13 protein-coding genes are annotated in these 14,648 nt (G+C 50.3%); 11 read left to right on the top strand and 2 right to left on the bottom strand.

What is annotated here, in order from left to right:
• Positions 1–10: 10 nt before the first annotated feature.
• The 11 genes from EJ361_RS20870 (at position 11) to EJ361_RS20820 (ending at position 12,019) form a co-directional block, all read left to right on the top strand.
• Positions 11–385: a heavy-metal-associated domain-containing protein gene (locus EJ361_RS20870; RefSeq protein WP_126247939.1), complete on the top strand. Its 375-nt coding sequence runs from the start codon at positions 11–13 to the stop codon at positions 383–385.
• A 23-nt stretch (positions 386–408) separates the two neighbouring features.
• Entirely contained in the window at positions 409–1,743 is a 1,335-nt protein-coding gene (locus EJ361_RS26040; protein WP_317126946.1) for an efflux RND transporter permease subunit, read from the top strand.
• A gap of 5 nt (positions 1,744–1,748) precedes the next feature.
• Positions 1,749–3,683, top strand: a complete 1,935-nt coding sequence (locus tag EJ361_RS26035; RefSeq protein WP_126247935.1) for an efflux RND transporter permease subunit — start codon at positions 1,749–1,751, stop codon at positions 3,681–3,683.
• The gene (locus tag EJ361_RS20855; protein WP_126247933.1) at positions 3,667–4,920 is read left to right on the top strand and encodes a TolC family protein; all 1,254 of its coding nucleotides are present in this window, start codon (positions 3,667–3,669) and stop codon (positions 4,918–4,920) included. The genes EJ361_RS26035 and EJ361_RS20855 overlap by 17 nt, the downstream gene beginning before the upstream one ends.
• Before the next feature lie 13 nt (positions 4,921–4,933).
• Positions 4,934–6,211, top strand: coding sequence for an efflux RND transporter periplasmic adaptor subunit (locus EJ361_RS20850; protein ID WP_205687070.1), 1,278 nt, complete (start codon positions 4,934–4,936; stop codon positions 6,209–6,211).
• Between the two features lie 17 nt (positions 6,212–6,228).
• Positions 6,229–7,446: an efflux RND transporter periplasmic adaptor subunit gene (locus EJ361_RS20845; protein ID WP_126247929.1), complete on the top strand. Its 1,218-nt coding sequence runs from the start codon at positions 6,229–6,231 to the stop codon at positions 7,444–7,446.
• Positions 7,447–7,477: 31 nt separating this feature from the next.
• Positions 7,478–8,047, top strand: coding sequence for a DUF3347 domain-containing protein (locus tag EJ361_RS20840; RefSeq protein ID WP_126247927.1), 570 nt, complete (start codon positions 7,478–7,480; stop codon positions 8,045–8,047).
• A gap of 34 nt (positions 8,048–8,081) precedes the next feature.
• Positions 8,082–8,657: a DUF2911 domain-containing protein gene (locus EJ361_RS20835; RefSeq protein WP_205687069.1), complete on the top strand. Its 576-nt coding sequence runs from the start codon at positions 8,082–8,084 to the stop codon at positions 8,655–8,657.
• A gap of 3 nt (positions 8,658–8,660) precedes the next feature.
• Complete coding sequence (locus EJ361_RS20830; protein WP_126247925.1) at positions 8,661–10,796, top strand: copper-translocating P-type ATPase; 2,136 nt, start codon at positions 8,661–8,663, stop codon at positions 10,794–10,796.
• Positions 10,797–10,845: 49 nt separating this feature from the next.
• Entirely contained in the window at positions 10,846–11,478 is a 633-nt protein-coding gene (locus EJ361_RS20825; RefSeq protein ID WP_126247923.1) for a DUF3347 domain-containing protein, read from the top strand.
• 88 nt (positions 11,479–11,566) lie between these two features.
• The gene (locus EJ361_RS20820) at positions 11,567–12,019 is read left to right on the top strand and encodes a heme-binding domain-containing protein (RefSeq protein WP_126247921.1); all 453 of its coding nucleotides are present in this window, start codon (positions 11,567–11,569) and stop codon (positions 12,017–12,019) included.
• Positions 12,020–12,232: 213 nt separating this feature from the next.
• On the opposite strand, the gene EJ361_RS20815 is transcribed toward EJ361_RS20820, so the two are convergent.
• Positions 12,233–12,706, bottom strand: a complete 474-nt coding sequence (locus tag EJ361_RS20815) for a JAB domain-containing protein (RefSeq protein WP_126247919.1) — start codon at positions 12,704–12,706, stop codon at positions 12,233–12,235.
• 49 nt (positions 12,707–12,755) lie between these two features.
• Positions 12,756–14,594 (bottom strand): ParB/RepB/Spo0J family partition protein, encoded by a 1,839-nt coding sequence (locus tag EJ361_RS20810; RefSeq protein ID WP_126247917.1) that lies wholly within the window; start codon positions 14,592–14,594, stop codon positions 12,756–12,758.
• Positions 14,595–14,648 lie beyond the last annotated feature (54 nt).

Raw genomic sequence — 14,648 nt, 5'->3', positions numbered from 1 at the left:
CAATATAAAAATGAACAAACTATTATCTCTTCTCATTGTTATGGTTGCCTTTGTAGGCACATCGAGCGCATTTGCCCAATCCGCCAAGAAAGAAACGTTCAAGGTCTATGGCAACTGCAACATGTGTAAGAAAAGAATCGAAAAAGCTGCCACCGTTGACGGCGTTTCGAAAGCTGAATGGAATGTAGAAACCAAAATGATGACGGTGTCGCTGGATCCCGCAAAAACCAGCGGCGACGCGGTGCAGCAGAAGATCGCTGCCGCCGGCCATGATACGGAAAAAGCACAGGCGGCGGACTCCGTGTATACCAAGCTTCCAGGATGCTGCCAGTATGATCGTAAAGGTGCCGCAAAGTCCACCCAGGGCCATCAGCACCATAAATAATCATAGGCAACAAGATCAAACAGATGGGACGCGGCAGGCAACCTGCTGCGTCCTTCAAAAGAAAAAGAGATATGGTACATAGTATTATTGAATGGTCATTAAAAAATCGGTTTATTGTACTGGTGATGGCAACCGCCTTGTTCGCCTGGGGCATCTTTGCTGTGAAGAAGAACCCCATCGACGCCATCCCTGACCTATCAGAGAACCAGGTGATCGTATTCACCGAATGGATGGGCCGCGGGCCTCAACTGATCGAGGACCAGATCACTTATCCGCTGGTAACGAATCTGCAGGGGCTCCCCAAGATCAAATATGTACGTGGCTCCTCCATGTTCGGCATGAGCTTCATTTACGTCATTTTTAACGACGATGTTGACATATACTGGGCGCGCGAACGCGTGCTGGAACGGCTCAGTACGGTTTCCAGGACGCTGCCTACCGGCGTTACGCCGCAACTCGGCCCCGACGGCACCGGTGTAGGGCACATCCTTTGGTATACCCTGGACGCCCCCAACATGGACTTGGGCGAACAACGCGCGGTACAGGACTGGTATGTGAAATTTGCCTTGCAAAACGTGGAGGGCGTCAGCGAAATCGCTTCCTTTGGCGGTTTCCAGAAACAATATCAAATTACGCTGGATCCCAACAAGCTCCTTTACTACAGGCTTACCGTTCCGGAAGTCATCAACGCCATCCGGACGAACAACAACGAATCCGGTGGCAGGAAATTCGAGCTTAGCGACATCGGCTATATCATAAAAACCTCCGGCTACCTGAAATCCGTCGAGGAGATCGAAAACATTCCCGTCAAGAACCAGAACAGCATTCCCATCCGTGTCGCCGACGTTGCCGCTGTGCAAATGACCGGCGAAACCCGCTTGGGTATTTTCGACCAGGATGGCGAAGGCGAACGCGTTGGCGGGATCGTTGTAATGAGATATGGAGAAAATGCGGATGCGGTAATTGATAAGGTAAAAGCGAAAATGGAAGAAGTAGCCAAAGGGCTACCCAAGGGGGTAAAGTTTGACATCATTTACGACAGGGGCGAATTGATAAAGGAATCCGTGGATTCCATCAAAAATACGCTCATTGAAGAAATGATCGTCGTTTCCATCGTGGTGATCATTTTCCTTTTCCACTGGCGCAGCGCGCTCAGCATTATCATCCAAATCCCGATTACCCTGGCCGCAAGCTTCATTCTGCTCGACACCTTCGACATCTCGTCGAACATCATGTCCCTCACAGGTATCGCGCTGGCCATTGGGGTTATTGTGGACAATGGGATCATTATGAGTGAAAACGCATACAAACATCTTGCTGAAAGATATGCCCTCTGGCAAAAACAGCAAAAAAGCTAATTACAATGAACTGGTTGAAGAAAATATTTAAAAAATCCCCGGATTGGATATCGGAAGAAGAACGATTGAAGATCATTGAACAGTCCAGCAAACAGGTATCCCGCGGGGTATTTTTTGCCACGATCATCATCATTACCTCGTTTCTCCCGGTTTTCATGCTGACGGGCCAGGAAGGCAAGCTGTTCCATCCGCTGGCATACACCAAAACTTTCATCATGATCATGGACGCCCTGCTCGTGATCACACTGGCCCCCGTCCTGATTTCCTTTTTTATGAAGGGCAAGTTCCGCCCGGACAATGCAAATCCCGTAAACCGGGTACTGGAGAGGATTTATGAGCCCATCATCCGCGGTGTATTGAAATGGAGAAAGACCACGATCGCCATCAACGTAGTGGCGCTCGTCATCACCATTCCCTTGCTGAAAAGCCTCGGCAGCGAGTTTATGCCGCCGCTGGACGAGCAAAGCATCCTGTTTATGCCAGTTACGCTGCCGGATGTATCGAACAACGAGGCGAAGCGGATTTTACAGGTACAGGACAAGATCATCAAATCCGTTCCGGAAGTAGATAAAGTCCTCGGGAAAGCCGGCCGCGCGAGCACGGCCACCGACAACTCGCCGATCAGCATGATCGAAACCATTATCATGCTGAAACCCAAAACAGAATGGAGGGAAGGCATTACCAAGAAGGACATTATCAACGAGCTGGACGCGAAGCTCCAGATTCCCGGTGTGGTAAACGGCTGGACGCAGCCTATCATCAATCGCATCAACATGCTGGCTACCGGTATCAGAACGGACGTGGGCGTAAAAGTTTACGGCCAAAACCTGGATACCATCGCATCCGTATCTGAACGGGTAAGAAAAGCCCTGGAAGGCACATCCGGCATTGCCGACCTGTATGTTGAGCCCGTAACCGGCGGAAAGTACCTCGATATCGACGTTCGCCGCGGGGATCTTTCCCGCTACGGCCTGACGGTTGACGACGTGAACCAAACAGTAGAATCCGCACTGGGCGGCGCGCCCATCGGTAATACCATCGAGGGCCGCCAGCGCTTCTCGATCAGCGTTCGCCTGGCACAGGAATACCGGAATAGCGTTGAGCACATCAAACGCATCCCAATCATGTCTTCTTCTTTCGGCGAAGTACCCTTGTCCTCCGTTGCCGACGTGAAATTCACCGACGGTCCGCCGATGATCACTTCGGAAAACGCCATGCTGCGCGGAGCCGTTATGTTTAACGTGCGCGACAGGGATTTAGGCAGTACTGTGAACGAAGCCATCAAAAAGATCAACAGCACTGGCGGGATCCTTCCGCAGGGCTACTACCTGGAATGGAGCGGACAGTACGAAAACCTGATCCGCGGGCAACAAACACTGCTGTGGATCGCTCCGGTGGTACTGATCATCATATTCTTCTCCCTGTATTTTGCCTTCCACTCCATCCGCGAGGCGTTCCTGAGCCTTATCACCGTACCCTTCGCCTTGATCGGTGGTGCGTACATGATCTATTTCTGGGGCGTGAACCTTTCGGTTGCCGTAGCGGTGGGCTTCATCGCGCTGTTCGGTATCGCTGTGGAAACTGGGATCGTGATGGTAATCTACCTCAACGATGCGATGCAGCAGCTCGTAAAGGAAAAAGGCAATTCTTCCGCGACAATTACCCGGGAAGACCTGCGCCTTGCCGTGATCCATGGTGCTGCGAAACGCCTCCGCCCGAAGTTGATGACAGTCTGCGTATCCTTGTTCGGCCTCGTGCCTGTTCTTTGGGCATCCGGGGTGGGCACTGATGTGATGAAACCTATTGTGCTGCCGATGATTGGCGGGGTACTGACCTCTTCCACGCATATCCTGCTGGTAACGCCGCTGATCTTCTTGTTAACGAAAGAATACGAATTACGTAAGTACGGAAAATTGGAGATTCATGAAGTACATCATTAAATATATCTTCCTGATTGGGCTTTTCGCACCAATGGGGCTCGCCGCGCAACAAGTACCGGTTTTGCCCCTGGATAGCGTTTTGCTCCGCGTAGACAGGAATAATGTTCTGCTTCAGTCTTACGGGCTGAAGGCGGAAAGCTACAAATACAGCGCCGAAGCGGCAACAGCCTGGATGGCCCCAATGGTCGGCGTGGGCACGTTCATGACCCCGTATCCTGGCCAAATGATTATGGACGACAGGGATAAGGGAAGCCTTATGCTGCAGCTGGAGCAGGATATCCCAAACCCGGCGAAACTCAACGCGAAGAAGAAATACATCGCTTCCCAGGCAAACGTTGAGAACGCCACCCGGGGCGTTACCCTGAATGAGCTGAAGTCGCAGGCCAAGCGCCTTTACTTCAGCTGGATCGTTGCGAAACAACGCATCCATATCCTGCAGGAGAACGGGAAGATCATGGAAACGATGAAAAAAATCGAACAGGTCAGATATCCCTACAATCAGTCTCAGCTCAGCGGCGTGTACAAAGCGAACGCGAAAATTGAGGAAAATGTCAATATGATAAGGATGCAGGATGGAAATATCGCCAAAGCGCGCTCCTGGCTGAACAGCCTGATGAATTCCCCCGGCAATGAGCAGTTCGAGATCGACACCACTTATACCCCTCGTTTCGAGATCGCACCTTCATACGATACCGCTTCCTTGGCAAGTGCCCGGAAAGACATCCTGAAAATGGATGAAAGCATCCGAACGATGCAACTGAACATCGAAAGCATGAAGAAGGAAAAGAAACCGGATTTCAGGGTGCGCTTCGACCACATGTACCCGCTGGACGGAATGATGCCGAATGCTTACAGCGCCATGGTAATGGCAAGCATCCCAATCGCTCCATGGTCCTCGAAAATGTATAAATCCGGGGTCAAGGGAATGAAATATGAAGTACAGGCGATGGAAAAAGAAAGAGCCGCCATGCTGCAGGAAACACAGGGCATGCTGTACGGTATGCACTATGAGATCCTTTCCATGCAAAAGCGGATCGAAGCAATGGAAGACAAGATCGTTCCCGCGCTCCGCCAAACCCTGGAAGCCAACTTCCTGAATTACCAGGAGAACAAACTGGCGTTATCCAACGTGATCGACTCCTGGGAGGCGCTCACCATGATGCAGGCCAACGTGCTCGACGAAAAGTTAAAACTTTATGAAATGATCGTGGATTATGAGAAACAATTATATCGTTAAAATATTAATAGGCTTGTCCTTCGCCATACTGGGATTGGCTGCCTGCAAGGGCAACGGTGCGAAAACCGAACATGCCGGGCATAAAGCGGGTCAAACTTACACCTGCCCCATGCATCCGCAGATCGTCCAGGATAAACCGGGTAAATGTCCTATCTGCGGTATGGATCTCGTACCGAAAGACGCCCACAGCGAACCGGCCCTAGACAGCAGTATCAACGCGTTGACAAAACCGGTAAACGCCCAGGTCGTTGCCACCATTCCGGCGATAAGCGCGGAATCCGGGACACGCATTTATGCATCGGACGTGTACGGTATCATCACCTACGATACCCGTAACCAAACGAGCATTTCCAGCCGGGTCGGCGGTCGTATCGAACGCCTTTACATCAGGTATAACTTCCAGCCCATCCGTAAAGGGCAATTAATTATGGAAGTTTACTCTCCAGACCTCGCGGCCGCCCAGCGTGAGCTGCTGCTCGTAGCAAGAAATGGCGGTGAAATGCTATCAGCAGCCAAGCAGCGGCTGCAATTGCTGGGTATGCAGAGCGCGCAGATCGAACAAGTGCTGAAAACCGGTAATATACTTTACCGGGTGCCTGTATATAGCAACAGTGATGGATACATTCTGGAGAAATCGGCTACGGCAACCGCGCCATCGGCGGCGGCAACAATGCCGGCACCTTCCGGGGGGGCTTCCGGCGACGGAATGAGCGGGATGAGCGGTGCAGCGCCGGCTGCGGCAGCTCCTGCGCCGGCAGCACCGGCCGCCACGCCCGTTATGCTCCGCGAAGGTCAATATGTGAGCGCCGGCCAGTCTCTCTTCACTATTTATCAGAACAGGGCCCTGGTAGCGGAATTTGCATTCCCTCCGCAACTGGCGGCACGCATCCGCCAAGGGCAAAAGTTGCTTTTCTATCCCACGAGCGACGAAAATCATATGTTATCCGGCAGCGTCGGCCTTATCGAACCGGTTTTCCGGAACGGGATGAACTTTACCATCGCCAGGGTTTACCTGAACGATCAGCAGTTCCATGTAGGCCAGCTTCTCAGTGCGAACGTACCGGTTATATACTCCGGTGGCTGGTGGCTCCCCAAGCGCGCGGTACTGAAGCTGGGCAACAAGTCCGTGGTGTTCAGAAAGGAGAAGGATTCCTACCTTCCAATGACTGTGACGACAGGGATAGAGACGAACGACATGATACAGGTAGACACGGACATCAGTACATGGAAAGTAGCGTCAAATGCCTACTATTTAATTGATAGCGAAAGCTTTATCAAAACAAATAACTAATTGCAACAATTGAAGATATGGAAAGGAAAAGTTTTTTAAAAGCAGTTGCGTTAGCTTCAATTGCGCCGGCAGTGTTTCTGGCAGCGTGTTCAGATGCAGGGAAAAAAGAAGCTTCCGGGGAAAACAAACAAACATATACCTGCCCGATGCACCCGCAAATCGTGCAGGACAAACCCGGTACATGCCCCATCTGCGGGATGGATCTCGTTCCGTTCGACAAATCCAATAAGGACGCTTCGCTTACGCTGGGAGAAAGCCAGATAAAACTGGCGAATATTACCACGATGGCCGTAGGAACGGGCGCGTTGGCGAATTTTCGCCAGCTAAACGGCAGGCTTGCAACCGATCCCGAAAAGACCACTATTATCTCCAGCAGGGTTCCGGGCCGGATTGAAGTAATGTATATAAAGGAAACGGGCGTAAGGGTAAATAAAGGACAACCGCTTTATAAAATATACTCTGAACAACTGGCAACGCTCCAGCAGGAGTACCTTTTGACTGTGGCGCAGGCGAAGCAATTCCCGGAAGACGCTCAATTTCAGCAGATCGAAAAGGCGGCTCGCCAGAAGCTGGCCCTGTACGATCAAAGCGACGCGCAGATCAACCAGTTGGTACAGTCAGGGAAAGTCAGCGCGTTCGTGACATATCCGGCGCCCTACGGCGGTATCGTTTCGGAGCTTACCGCAACGGAAGGGCAATATGTGTCGGAAGGAGGATCGGTCATGCGACTGGAGGCGTTCGACCAGCTTTGGGTCGAAGCCGACGTCTATCCTGCGGAAGCGTCCTTTGTCCGCATAGGGCAAACTGTCAAGGTTGTTGTTGCCGGCTGGGAGAACGAACCGCAAAACATGACGATCCAGTTCATCAATCCCTCCCTGCAAAGCGGCAGCCAGTTGCTGCAGGTGCGCGGAAGCATTCCCAATCCCGGGAACAGATGGCAGCCTGGCATGCAGGCGAATATTCAGCTACCGCTTAAAAGCAAGGGAGATGTGCTGAGCCTGCCGATTGATGCGGTGATCCGCGACGGTAAAGGCGCGCACGTTTGGATCGAAAAAGAGAAGGGGAAATTCGTCCCGCGGATGGTAAAAACCGGCATGGAGGATTTCAACCTGGTGGAAATTACCGAAGGCCTGAAAGAGGGCGACGTTGTTGTGATAACCGGTGCGTATCTGCTCTACTCGGAATATATTCTGAAAAAAGGATCCGATCCTATGGCTGGCATGGCTGGAATGTAAAAAACAATCTAAAAAATAAACTGAAAATCACATGAAACACTTTTTGAAAACCGTTGCCGCTCCCGTGTTGGCTATCGTTCTACTGGCCGCATGCGGAAATGCCGAAGAGAAGAAAGGGCAGACCGCCGCGGATTCCACTGCCTCGGCTGCGACACACGATCATGCGGCGATGCAAAGCGAACCTGCTGCCGCCAGCATACAACTGAAAGACGACAAACTGAACGCCGTTTATCAGCATTATGTTCATCTGACGCAGGCATTGATCAAAGGTGACGCAAAAGAAGCCCGTCTTGCTGGCAATGCTATCGAAACTGGCGCTGCGGCTGTTGCCGGAGGAGAAGCTATCAAGGCTTCCGCCGCGAAAATTACCGCGTCTTCAGATATCGAGGAACAAAGAGCGGCCTATTCTACACTCAGCAACGAATTCATTTCCCTCGTGAAAAAAGTTGGGGTAAATAATGGTGAGCTGTATGTAGACTTTTGCCCGATGGCGCTGAATGATAAGGGAGGATACTGGATCAGCAACAACAAGGCTATACAGAACCCTTATTTCGGTGATAAAATGATGACGTGCGGCGAGGTAAAAGAAACAATTCAATAAAACCGGAGCATACAAACAGCTATAAAATTTTCGCATGTCCAAGATCAATTCATTTTTCAGCATTTGCCTGATGGCCTTGCTGCTTTGCGCCGGCTCAAACCTGAAAGCCCAATCCGGAGAAGTATGTTATAATCCAAACTTGGTGAAAGACACCAGCAAGCGCAGTATCAAATCGGCGGCCGCAGGGCTGATCGGTTCTGACTCCATTCATATCACATACCATTCCCCCGGTGTACGCGGACGGATCATCTGGGGCGGGCTCGTGCCATTCGGCGAGGTTTGGGTTACCGGTGCGCATGATGCGACCACAATCGAGTTCAAAAAAGCACTGATTATCGATAAAAAGCTCGTTCCGGCAGGGAAATACGCGCTTTTCACCATCCCCGGCAAAAATGAATGGACGGTTATCATTAATTCCCGCTGGCAGCAGCACCTGGCATCGGAATATGATGAAAAGGAAGATATCGTGAGGGTTGCCGTGAAACCGAAACGCCACAACTTAACGGAAAGGCTTCAGTACTATATCGAGCCTGGCGCCGGAAATTCCGGTAAAATCGCCATGGCCTGGGAAAAAATCCGTATCGAATTTCCCGTAACCTTCAAAAAATAGAGCATGCAAGACGAGCACAGCCACCAGGGGCATCATGAACACCATGACCACCAGCATAGCAGCCACCGCCCAGATCCGGCTCCGGACGGCAAAAGTTCCGCGCATGCAGGGCACGGTCATGCAGGTCACGACCACGCAGCGATGACCAATGAAAAGTCCGCCCACCATAAACAGCACGACAGTACCTCCGGGCACGACGAGCACGCTGGGCACCACACGGAGGGCTTCCTCCAACGGTTCTGGATTTGCCTTGCGGTCACGATACCGGTACTGCTGCTGTCGCATATGATCCAGGAATGGCTTGGCTTTACTTTTACGTTCGCCGGTGACAAGTATGTGCTGCTCGCCCTGAGCAGCTTTATCTTCTTCTATGGCGGATGGCCCTTCCTAGTCGGAATGATAAGGGAATTGAAGTGGAAGAATCCGGGCATGATGACGCTGGTGGCAGTTGCCATTACTACAGCCTACCTGTATAGCGTGGCGGTTGTGCTCGGCCTGCGGGGGATGGATTTCTTCTGGGAACTGGCCACCCTGATCGATATCATGCTGTTAGGGCATTGGCTGGAAATGAAATCCCAAATGGCAGCTTCCCGCGCGCTGGAATCTTTGGTTGCGTTGCTTCCGGCCGTGGTGCACGTAGAACGGAACGGCCAGGTTACCGACATTTCGCTCCAAGATCTGCAAAACAAGGACGTTATACTCATTAAACCGGGCGAGAAGGTCCCGGCAGACGGTATTATCCTGGAAGGAAGCTCAGACGTCAACGAAAGTATGCTTACCGGCGAAAGCGTTCCCGTCAATAAAGGTAAAGACGCAAAAGTAATCGGGGGCGCGGTAAATGGGGACGGCGCCCTGAAAGTTCAGGTCACCGGCGCGGGAAAGGATAGTTACCTCAACAAGGTGATAAACATGGTGCAGTCCGCTCAGGGCGCCAAATCCAATACCCAAAACCTCGCCAACAAGGTGGCGAAATGGCTGACGATCATTTCCATCAGCGTCGGGGTCGTAACCTTCATCGTCTGGCTGACGGCGGGCCATGAGCTTTCCTTCGCCCTCGAAAGAATGGTAACCGTAATGGTAACATCCTGCCCCCATGCACTGGGTGTGGCAATTCCGCTAGTCGTGGCAATTTCTACCACGCTGTCTGCCGTACACGGGCTACTCATCCGAAACCGTACCGCTTTCGAAAACGCCAGAAAGCTGACCACCATTATTTTCGACAAAACCGGCACCCTTACCAAAGGTTCCCATGAAGTACAGCGGATTATCCCATTGAGTCCGCAATACTCGGAAGACGAGATATTGCAGTACGCCGCCGCGATCCAGCAGAATTCCGAACACCACATCGCCCATGGCGTAATGAAGAAGCTGAAGGAGAAGAACCTCGCGCTTTGGAGCTCCACCGATTTCCGGTATATGCAGGGGATCGGGGTAACCGGTAACGTCAATGGCAAATCCGTCGTAGCGGCAGGCCCCAATTACTTCAAACAGCAGAACATCGTCTTGCCGGACATCCCCGAAGATGTGGATCAATCCACGGATACGGTGAACTTCGTCCTTATTGGCGATGTACCCGCCGGGATTATCACCTTTGCCGATGCAATCCGCGAAACCGCCGCTGAAGCCATTGCCGACCTGCGAGCTATGGGAATAAAATCCTTCCTGCTGACGGGGGATAATGAGAAAGTGGCCGCTGCTGTTGCCCGGAAGCTCAATATGGATGGATATCTGGCGAACGTGCTGCCGCATGAGAAACAGCAGAAGGTCAAAGAATTTCAGGATAAAGGTGAAGTTGTAGCGATGACGGGCGACGGGGTGAACGATGCCCCGGCTCTGGCGATGGCCGATGTGGGCATTGCAGTGGGATCTGGAACGGATGTTGCGGCGGAAACCGCAGACATCATCCTGGTGAACAGCGACCCTAAAGACGTAGTTCAGATGATTTCATTCGGTAAGGCAACCTACCGGAAGATGATTCAAAACCTCGCCTGGGCAGTTGGGTACAACGTCATTGCTATTCCACTTGCCGCGGGCGTCCTTTATCCCAATTTTATGCTGAGCCCGGCTATGGGCGCCGTTCTGATGAGCCTGAGCACGATCATCGTGGCAATCAATGCAAAATTATTAAAAGTAAAATAACACAAGCCAACCATTAACATTGTTTCCTTAAACTACAAAATCAACAAAAATGAAAAAGAACATCATTGCCGCCCTGGCGTTATCTATGGTCATCTTCGCAGCCTGTAACAACAGCGGCACAAAGTCTGATGACGGACACAACCACGACTCCGCAGCTACTGCAGGGGAGGCTATGAAACATGAAGCGCCATCAGATGAAAGCATAGCAGAAATTAAGCCTCAGTTCGCCGATGTAGACGGGAAAGTGGCCGCTTCGCTGAAACCTGTTTTTGATCATTATATTCATGTTAAAAACGGGCTTGCCGCGGATAATGCATCTGAAGCAGCTGCTGGCGCAAAAGCCATGGATGAGGCGCTTGCCAAAGTCGACAAATCGGCTATGACGCCTGATCAGCAAAAGCTTTACACTGAAAATGAAGAAGATTTGAAGGAGCATGCCGATCATATCAGCAAGAACGGCGGTAATATCGAGCACCAGCGTGAACATTTCGTACAAATGAGCGAAGATGTTTACGCGCTGGCCAAGGGATTCGGCGGCGGACAGGCGCTTTACCATGACTTCTGTCCCATGTACGATAACAACAAGGGTGCGATGTGGCTCAGCGAATCAAAAGAGATTAAAAACCCGTACTTCGGAGACAAGATGCTTACCTGCGGTACTATCAAGGAAGTAATAAAGTAATTCAGATCATCACGATACGATTGTCAAACTCCCGCGAATCGGTAAAACGCATGTTCGCGGGAGATTTGGCTTCGCAACCGGAGTACACATGAAATATTTGCGATACTTACTGCTGATGCTTTTGTTTGGGTTTATCGTAATCCAGTTTTTCCCGCCTGCGCGGAACCAATCTGGCGACGTAATCTCTTCGGAAGATGTAACGATGTTATACTCCATGCCAGACGAGGTTCGTACTATTCTGAAAAATTCCTGCTATGATTGCCATAGTAACAACACCCGTTATCCCTGGTATGTTAAAATTCAGCCCGTAGGGTGGTTCATGGCCGGACATATCAAACATGGAAAAGAAGAATTGAACTTCAACGAGTTTGGCACATACTCAGTTAAAAGGCGGCGCAATAAGCTGAAAAGAATGAAAGAGCAGGTGGAGGAAGATAAAATGCCGCTGAAATCATATACGTTAATGCATGCTGATGCAAAATTGAGCGAACATCAAAAGAGCACACTGATTAGTTGGATTGATAGCGTTTCCGTAAAGTAATTGTGCTGAATATTTCATGCAATTACGACATTTTTACATTGTTTGTTAACCTTCGCTTCAGTGTTTACGCTGAATAATACGCCAATCTAACTACTAAAAACCGAACAAAGTACGCATTACCCCAATCTAAAATTAGAAATAAAAAACACGGGCATAAATTTCCCCCAGCGCCACCTCGGAACGCCAACGGGTAGTCCGCAACTTTTTCTAATTCTACGTTATTGATAGACTTCCGTCTTCGCGGAAGGAAAAGAATTTATCAGGCGCGATAATTAAGTGATCTACAAGCTCGATCTCCACTATTTTACACGCTTTGCTTAACTGATCCGTCAATCGGATATCCGCACGGGAAGGGCGGATGTTACCCGATGGATGATTATGTGCGACGATGATTTTTGTTGCCATCGCTTTTATCGCCAGAAGTAGTATCATCCGAATGTCAACAACAACGCTCGTCCGACCACCTTTCCCGATGGAAGATAGGCCAATAATACCGGCAGAATGGTCGAGAAGTAATACCTTAAACTCCTCCAACAGGAATATTTCTGCCGTATTCCATGAACGGATGAAGCAACCGAACGCATAATCTATTGAATTACATGTTTCCCTTTGGCCAGGCGCCACCTTGGGTAAGTATTTCAGGATAATTTCAGGAACCTGGAAGCTCCTTCGGGTATTTACTGCCATAGTACAAAATTTAAACAGCCGGGCAAATTCGCCCGGCTGTGCTTATAGATTATTGAGCATTGCGTTTCCTTTTTAACCGTTCTGATAAACGGTTAAGCTCATGCGTGCGCGTTGCGACCCTGTCTACCCGCGCCTCCGCAACTTCCTGCTGGGCCCGCTCGATATGTGCCACATCAACGCCACTGGCAATGGCGGCGCTCCGGAGGAAATACGCCGGACTGTTCTGGAGATATTGGCTGCTCATGGTACAGGTCAATGCCAGTCGCACCATATAGCAAAACTCAGCATCCGTTAACATGCCCAGCGCCATATGTAGATAAGCCTCGGGGGCTATTTCGGTATAGCCCATCTTTGTCTCCAGCAATTCATCAATCACAAGGCGCCGATGGAAATCCAGACGTTCATAAACCAGTAACCTGACTGAAAGGGAATCTTCCGCAGTCACCGGCAGGTTTGCACCCTGTTCAGTCACATGTTGCCCATACTTATCGTAAATATCAGTCCGTATCTTCCTGATATCCAGTTCCTTTGCCCGAACTTCACGATCGTCGATCCTTTCGATTTCACTTTCCAACATTTCCGGCGTGACCGTCTTGTTTTTGATGGCTTCCTGTACCGCCTTGGCAGTTTGCTTCACGGGCGTTGTTCTTTTTCCAACGATGAAGTATTGTCTTTCAATGGCATTTTCTCTCACTTCCAGCCCTTTCTGATAGCCTCCACTCTCAATTTCTTCCAAGAATTCAGCGTGGGCTTGCTGATATTCCTCCATCGCATTTCCATACTGTTTATCGCCATTTTCAAAAACATCGTCTTCATCATCGTACTCTTCTTCATTCTCGTTGGTGTAGTCATCGCGGTTTGGCATTTCCGGTTCTTCAAGGCATGTAATTTCATCGGATTTAATTGTCATAATGCCTTCGAATCCGGCGAGCATAGACGTTATGCGATCCGACGTATACGGCCGGATGATGAAAAAGGCGGGCTGAAATTCCTCTACGGACTTCACGACTTTCAGCCGGAAACCTTCGTCGGACTTCCGGATAAAACAACCGCTGTTCATGCACTGACGTTCTTTTGATAGGTCGGGAAAGAGAGTCTGAAGGTAGGCGCTATTGAAAGGGCAGTTCCCACAGGCACCAGCATCTGGCAATAATTCACTGTCTTCCGTATCAAAAGTTGCATTATTCAGATTACAGCGGTATTTCTTCAATTCTGATTCCAGGTTCTTTGCCGGCAGATATGAATTTGATTGCCAGTTTGAGAAATACTCGGAAAAGAAATCCTCCTGGGCCTCTTCCGACAAACTGGCTATTTGGAAGGCATCATTTGTCGAAATCTTCCCGCTGAGGAACACTTCCTGAAAATCCTTAATCAAGGTGAGCAACTTTAAGCGTGCATACACAAAAGTGGCAGATTTGCCCAACCGGGAAGAAATCTCGTCAATCGACAGTCCCGCATCTCTCATAATCTTAATTGCAAGCGCGATATGCAGCGGATGTGGATCTTCTCGCTGAAGATTCTCCGCCAGTTGTATTTCATTAACCTCAGCATCATTGTACTCCCTCACAATTGCGGGCAGCTTCTTGATACCGGCCAACAGCGCCGCACGCAGGCGGCGTTCACCGACAACGAGTTCATATTTCCCCTTTACGGTTCGGATCGTAATCGGTGAAATAATGCCGTGAAGCGCCAGCTCATGCGCAAAATCCTGTAAAGCACTTTCGGAATAAAGCTGCCGGTGATTCTTCGGATTGAAGGATATATCACGGGCTTGCACCTGAATGACTGTAATTTCCGATACGGGTGCTGCGGCTTTGCTCACTTTGGTGTTTTTTGGGGCGGATGCTTCCGCAGATGTTTTCCTTATCGTTCCTTTAGTATTTTTCATATTATATTTTTTTGATTAACAACTGTAATTTCCCCGGCGCCTGGCGCCGGGGCT

The sequence above is a fragment of the Chitinophaga rhizosphaerae genome (assembly GCF_003958645.1).
Taxonomy (GTDB): Bacteria; Bacteroidota; Bacteroidia; order Chitinophagales; family Chitinophagaceae; genus Chitinophaga; species Chitinophaga rhizosphaerae.
Note: the sequence above shows the minus strand (reverse complement) of the source record. Positions and strands in the feature narration are given on the sequence as shown.

Coding starts and splice junctions, on each gene's coding strand:
- EJ361_RS20855 (WP_126247933.1), top strand. CDS start 3,667: ATGAAGTACATCATTAAATATATCTTCCTGATTGGGCTTTTCGCACCA.
- EJ361_RS20870 (WP_126247939.1), top strand. CDS start 11: ATGAACAAACTATTATCTCTTCTCATTGTTATGGTTGCCTTTGTAGGC.
- EJ361_RS20815 (WP_126247919.1), bottom strand. CDS start 12,706: ATGGCAGTAAATACCCGAAGGAGCTTCCAGGTTCCTGAAATTATCCTG.
- EJ361_RS20825 (WP_126247923.1), top strand. CDS start 10,846: ATGAAAAAGAACATCATTGCCGCCCTGGCGTTATCTATGGTCATCTTC.
- EJ361_RS26040 (WP_317126946.1), top strand. CDS start 409: ATGGGACGCGGCAGGCAACCTGCTGCGTCCTTCAAAAGAAAAAGAGAT.
- EJ361_RS26035 (WP_126247935.1), top strand. CDS start 1,749: ATGAACTGGTTGAAGAAAATATTTAAAAAATCCCCGGATTGGATATCG.
- EJ361_RS20845 (WP_126247929.1), top strand. CDS start 6,229: ATGGAAAGGAAAAGTTTTTTAAAAGCAGTTGCGTTAGCTTCAATTGCG.
- EJ361_RS20820 (WP_126247921.1), top strand. CDS start 11,567: ATGAAATATTTGCGATACTTACTGCTGATGCTTTTGTTTGGGTTTATC.
- EJ361_RS20810 (WP_126247917.1), bottom strand. CDS start 14,594: ATGAAAAATACTAAAGGAACGATAAGGAAAACATCTGCGGAAGCATCC.
- EJ361_RS20840 (WP_126247927.1), top strand. CDS start 7,478: ATGAAACACTTTTTGAAAACCGTTGCCGCTCCCGTGTTGGCTATCGTT.
- EJ361_RS20835 (WP_205687069.1), top strand. CDS start 8,082: ATGTCCAAGATCAATTCATTTTTCAGCATTTGCCTGATGGCCTTGCTG.
- EJ361_RS20830 (WP_126247925.1), top strand. CDS start 8,661: ATGCAAGACGAGCACAGCCACCAGGGGCATCATGAACACCATGACCAC.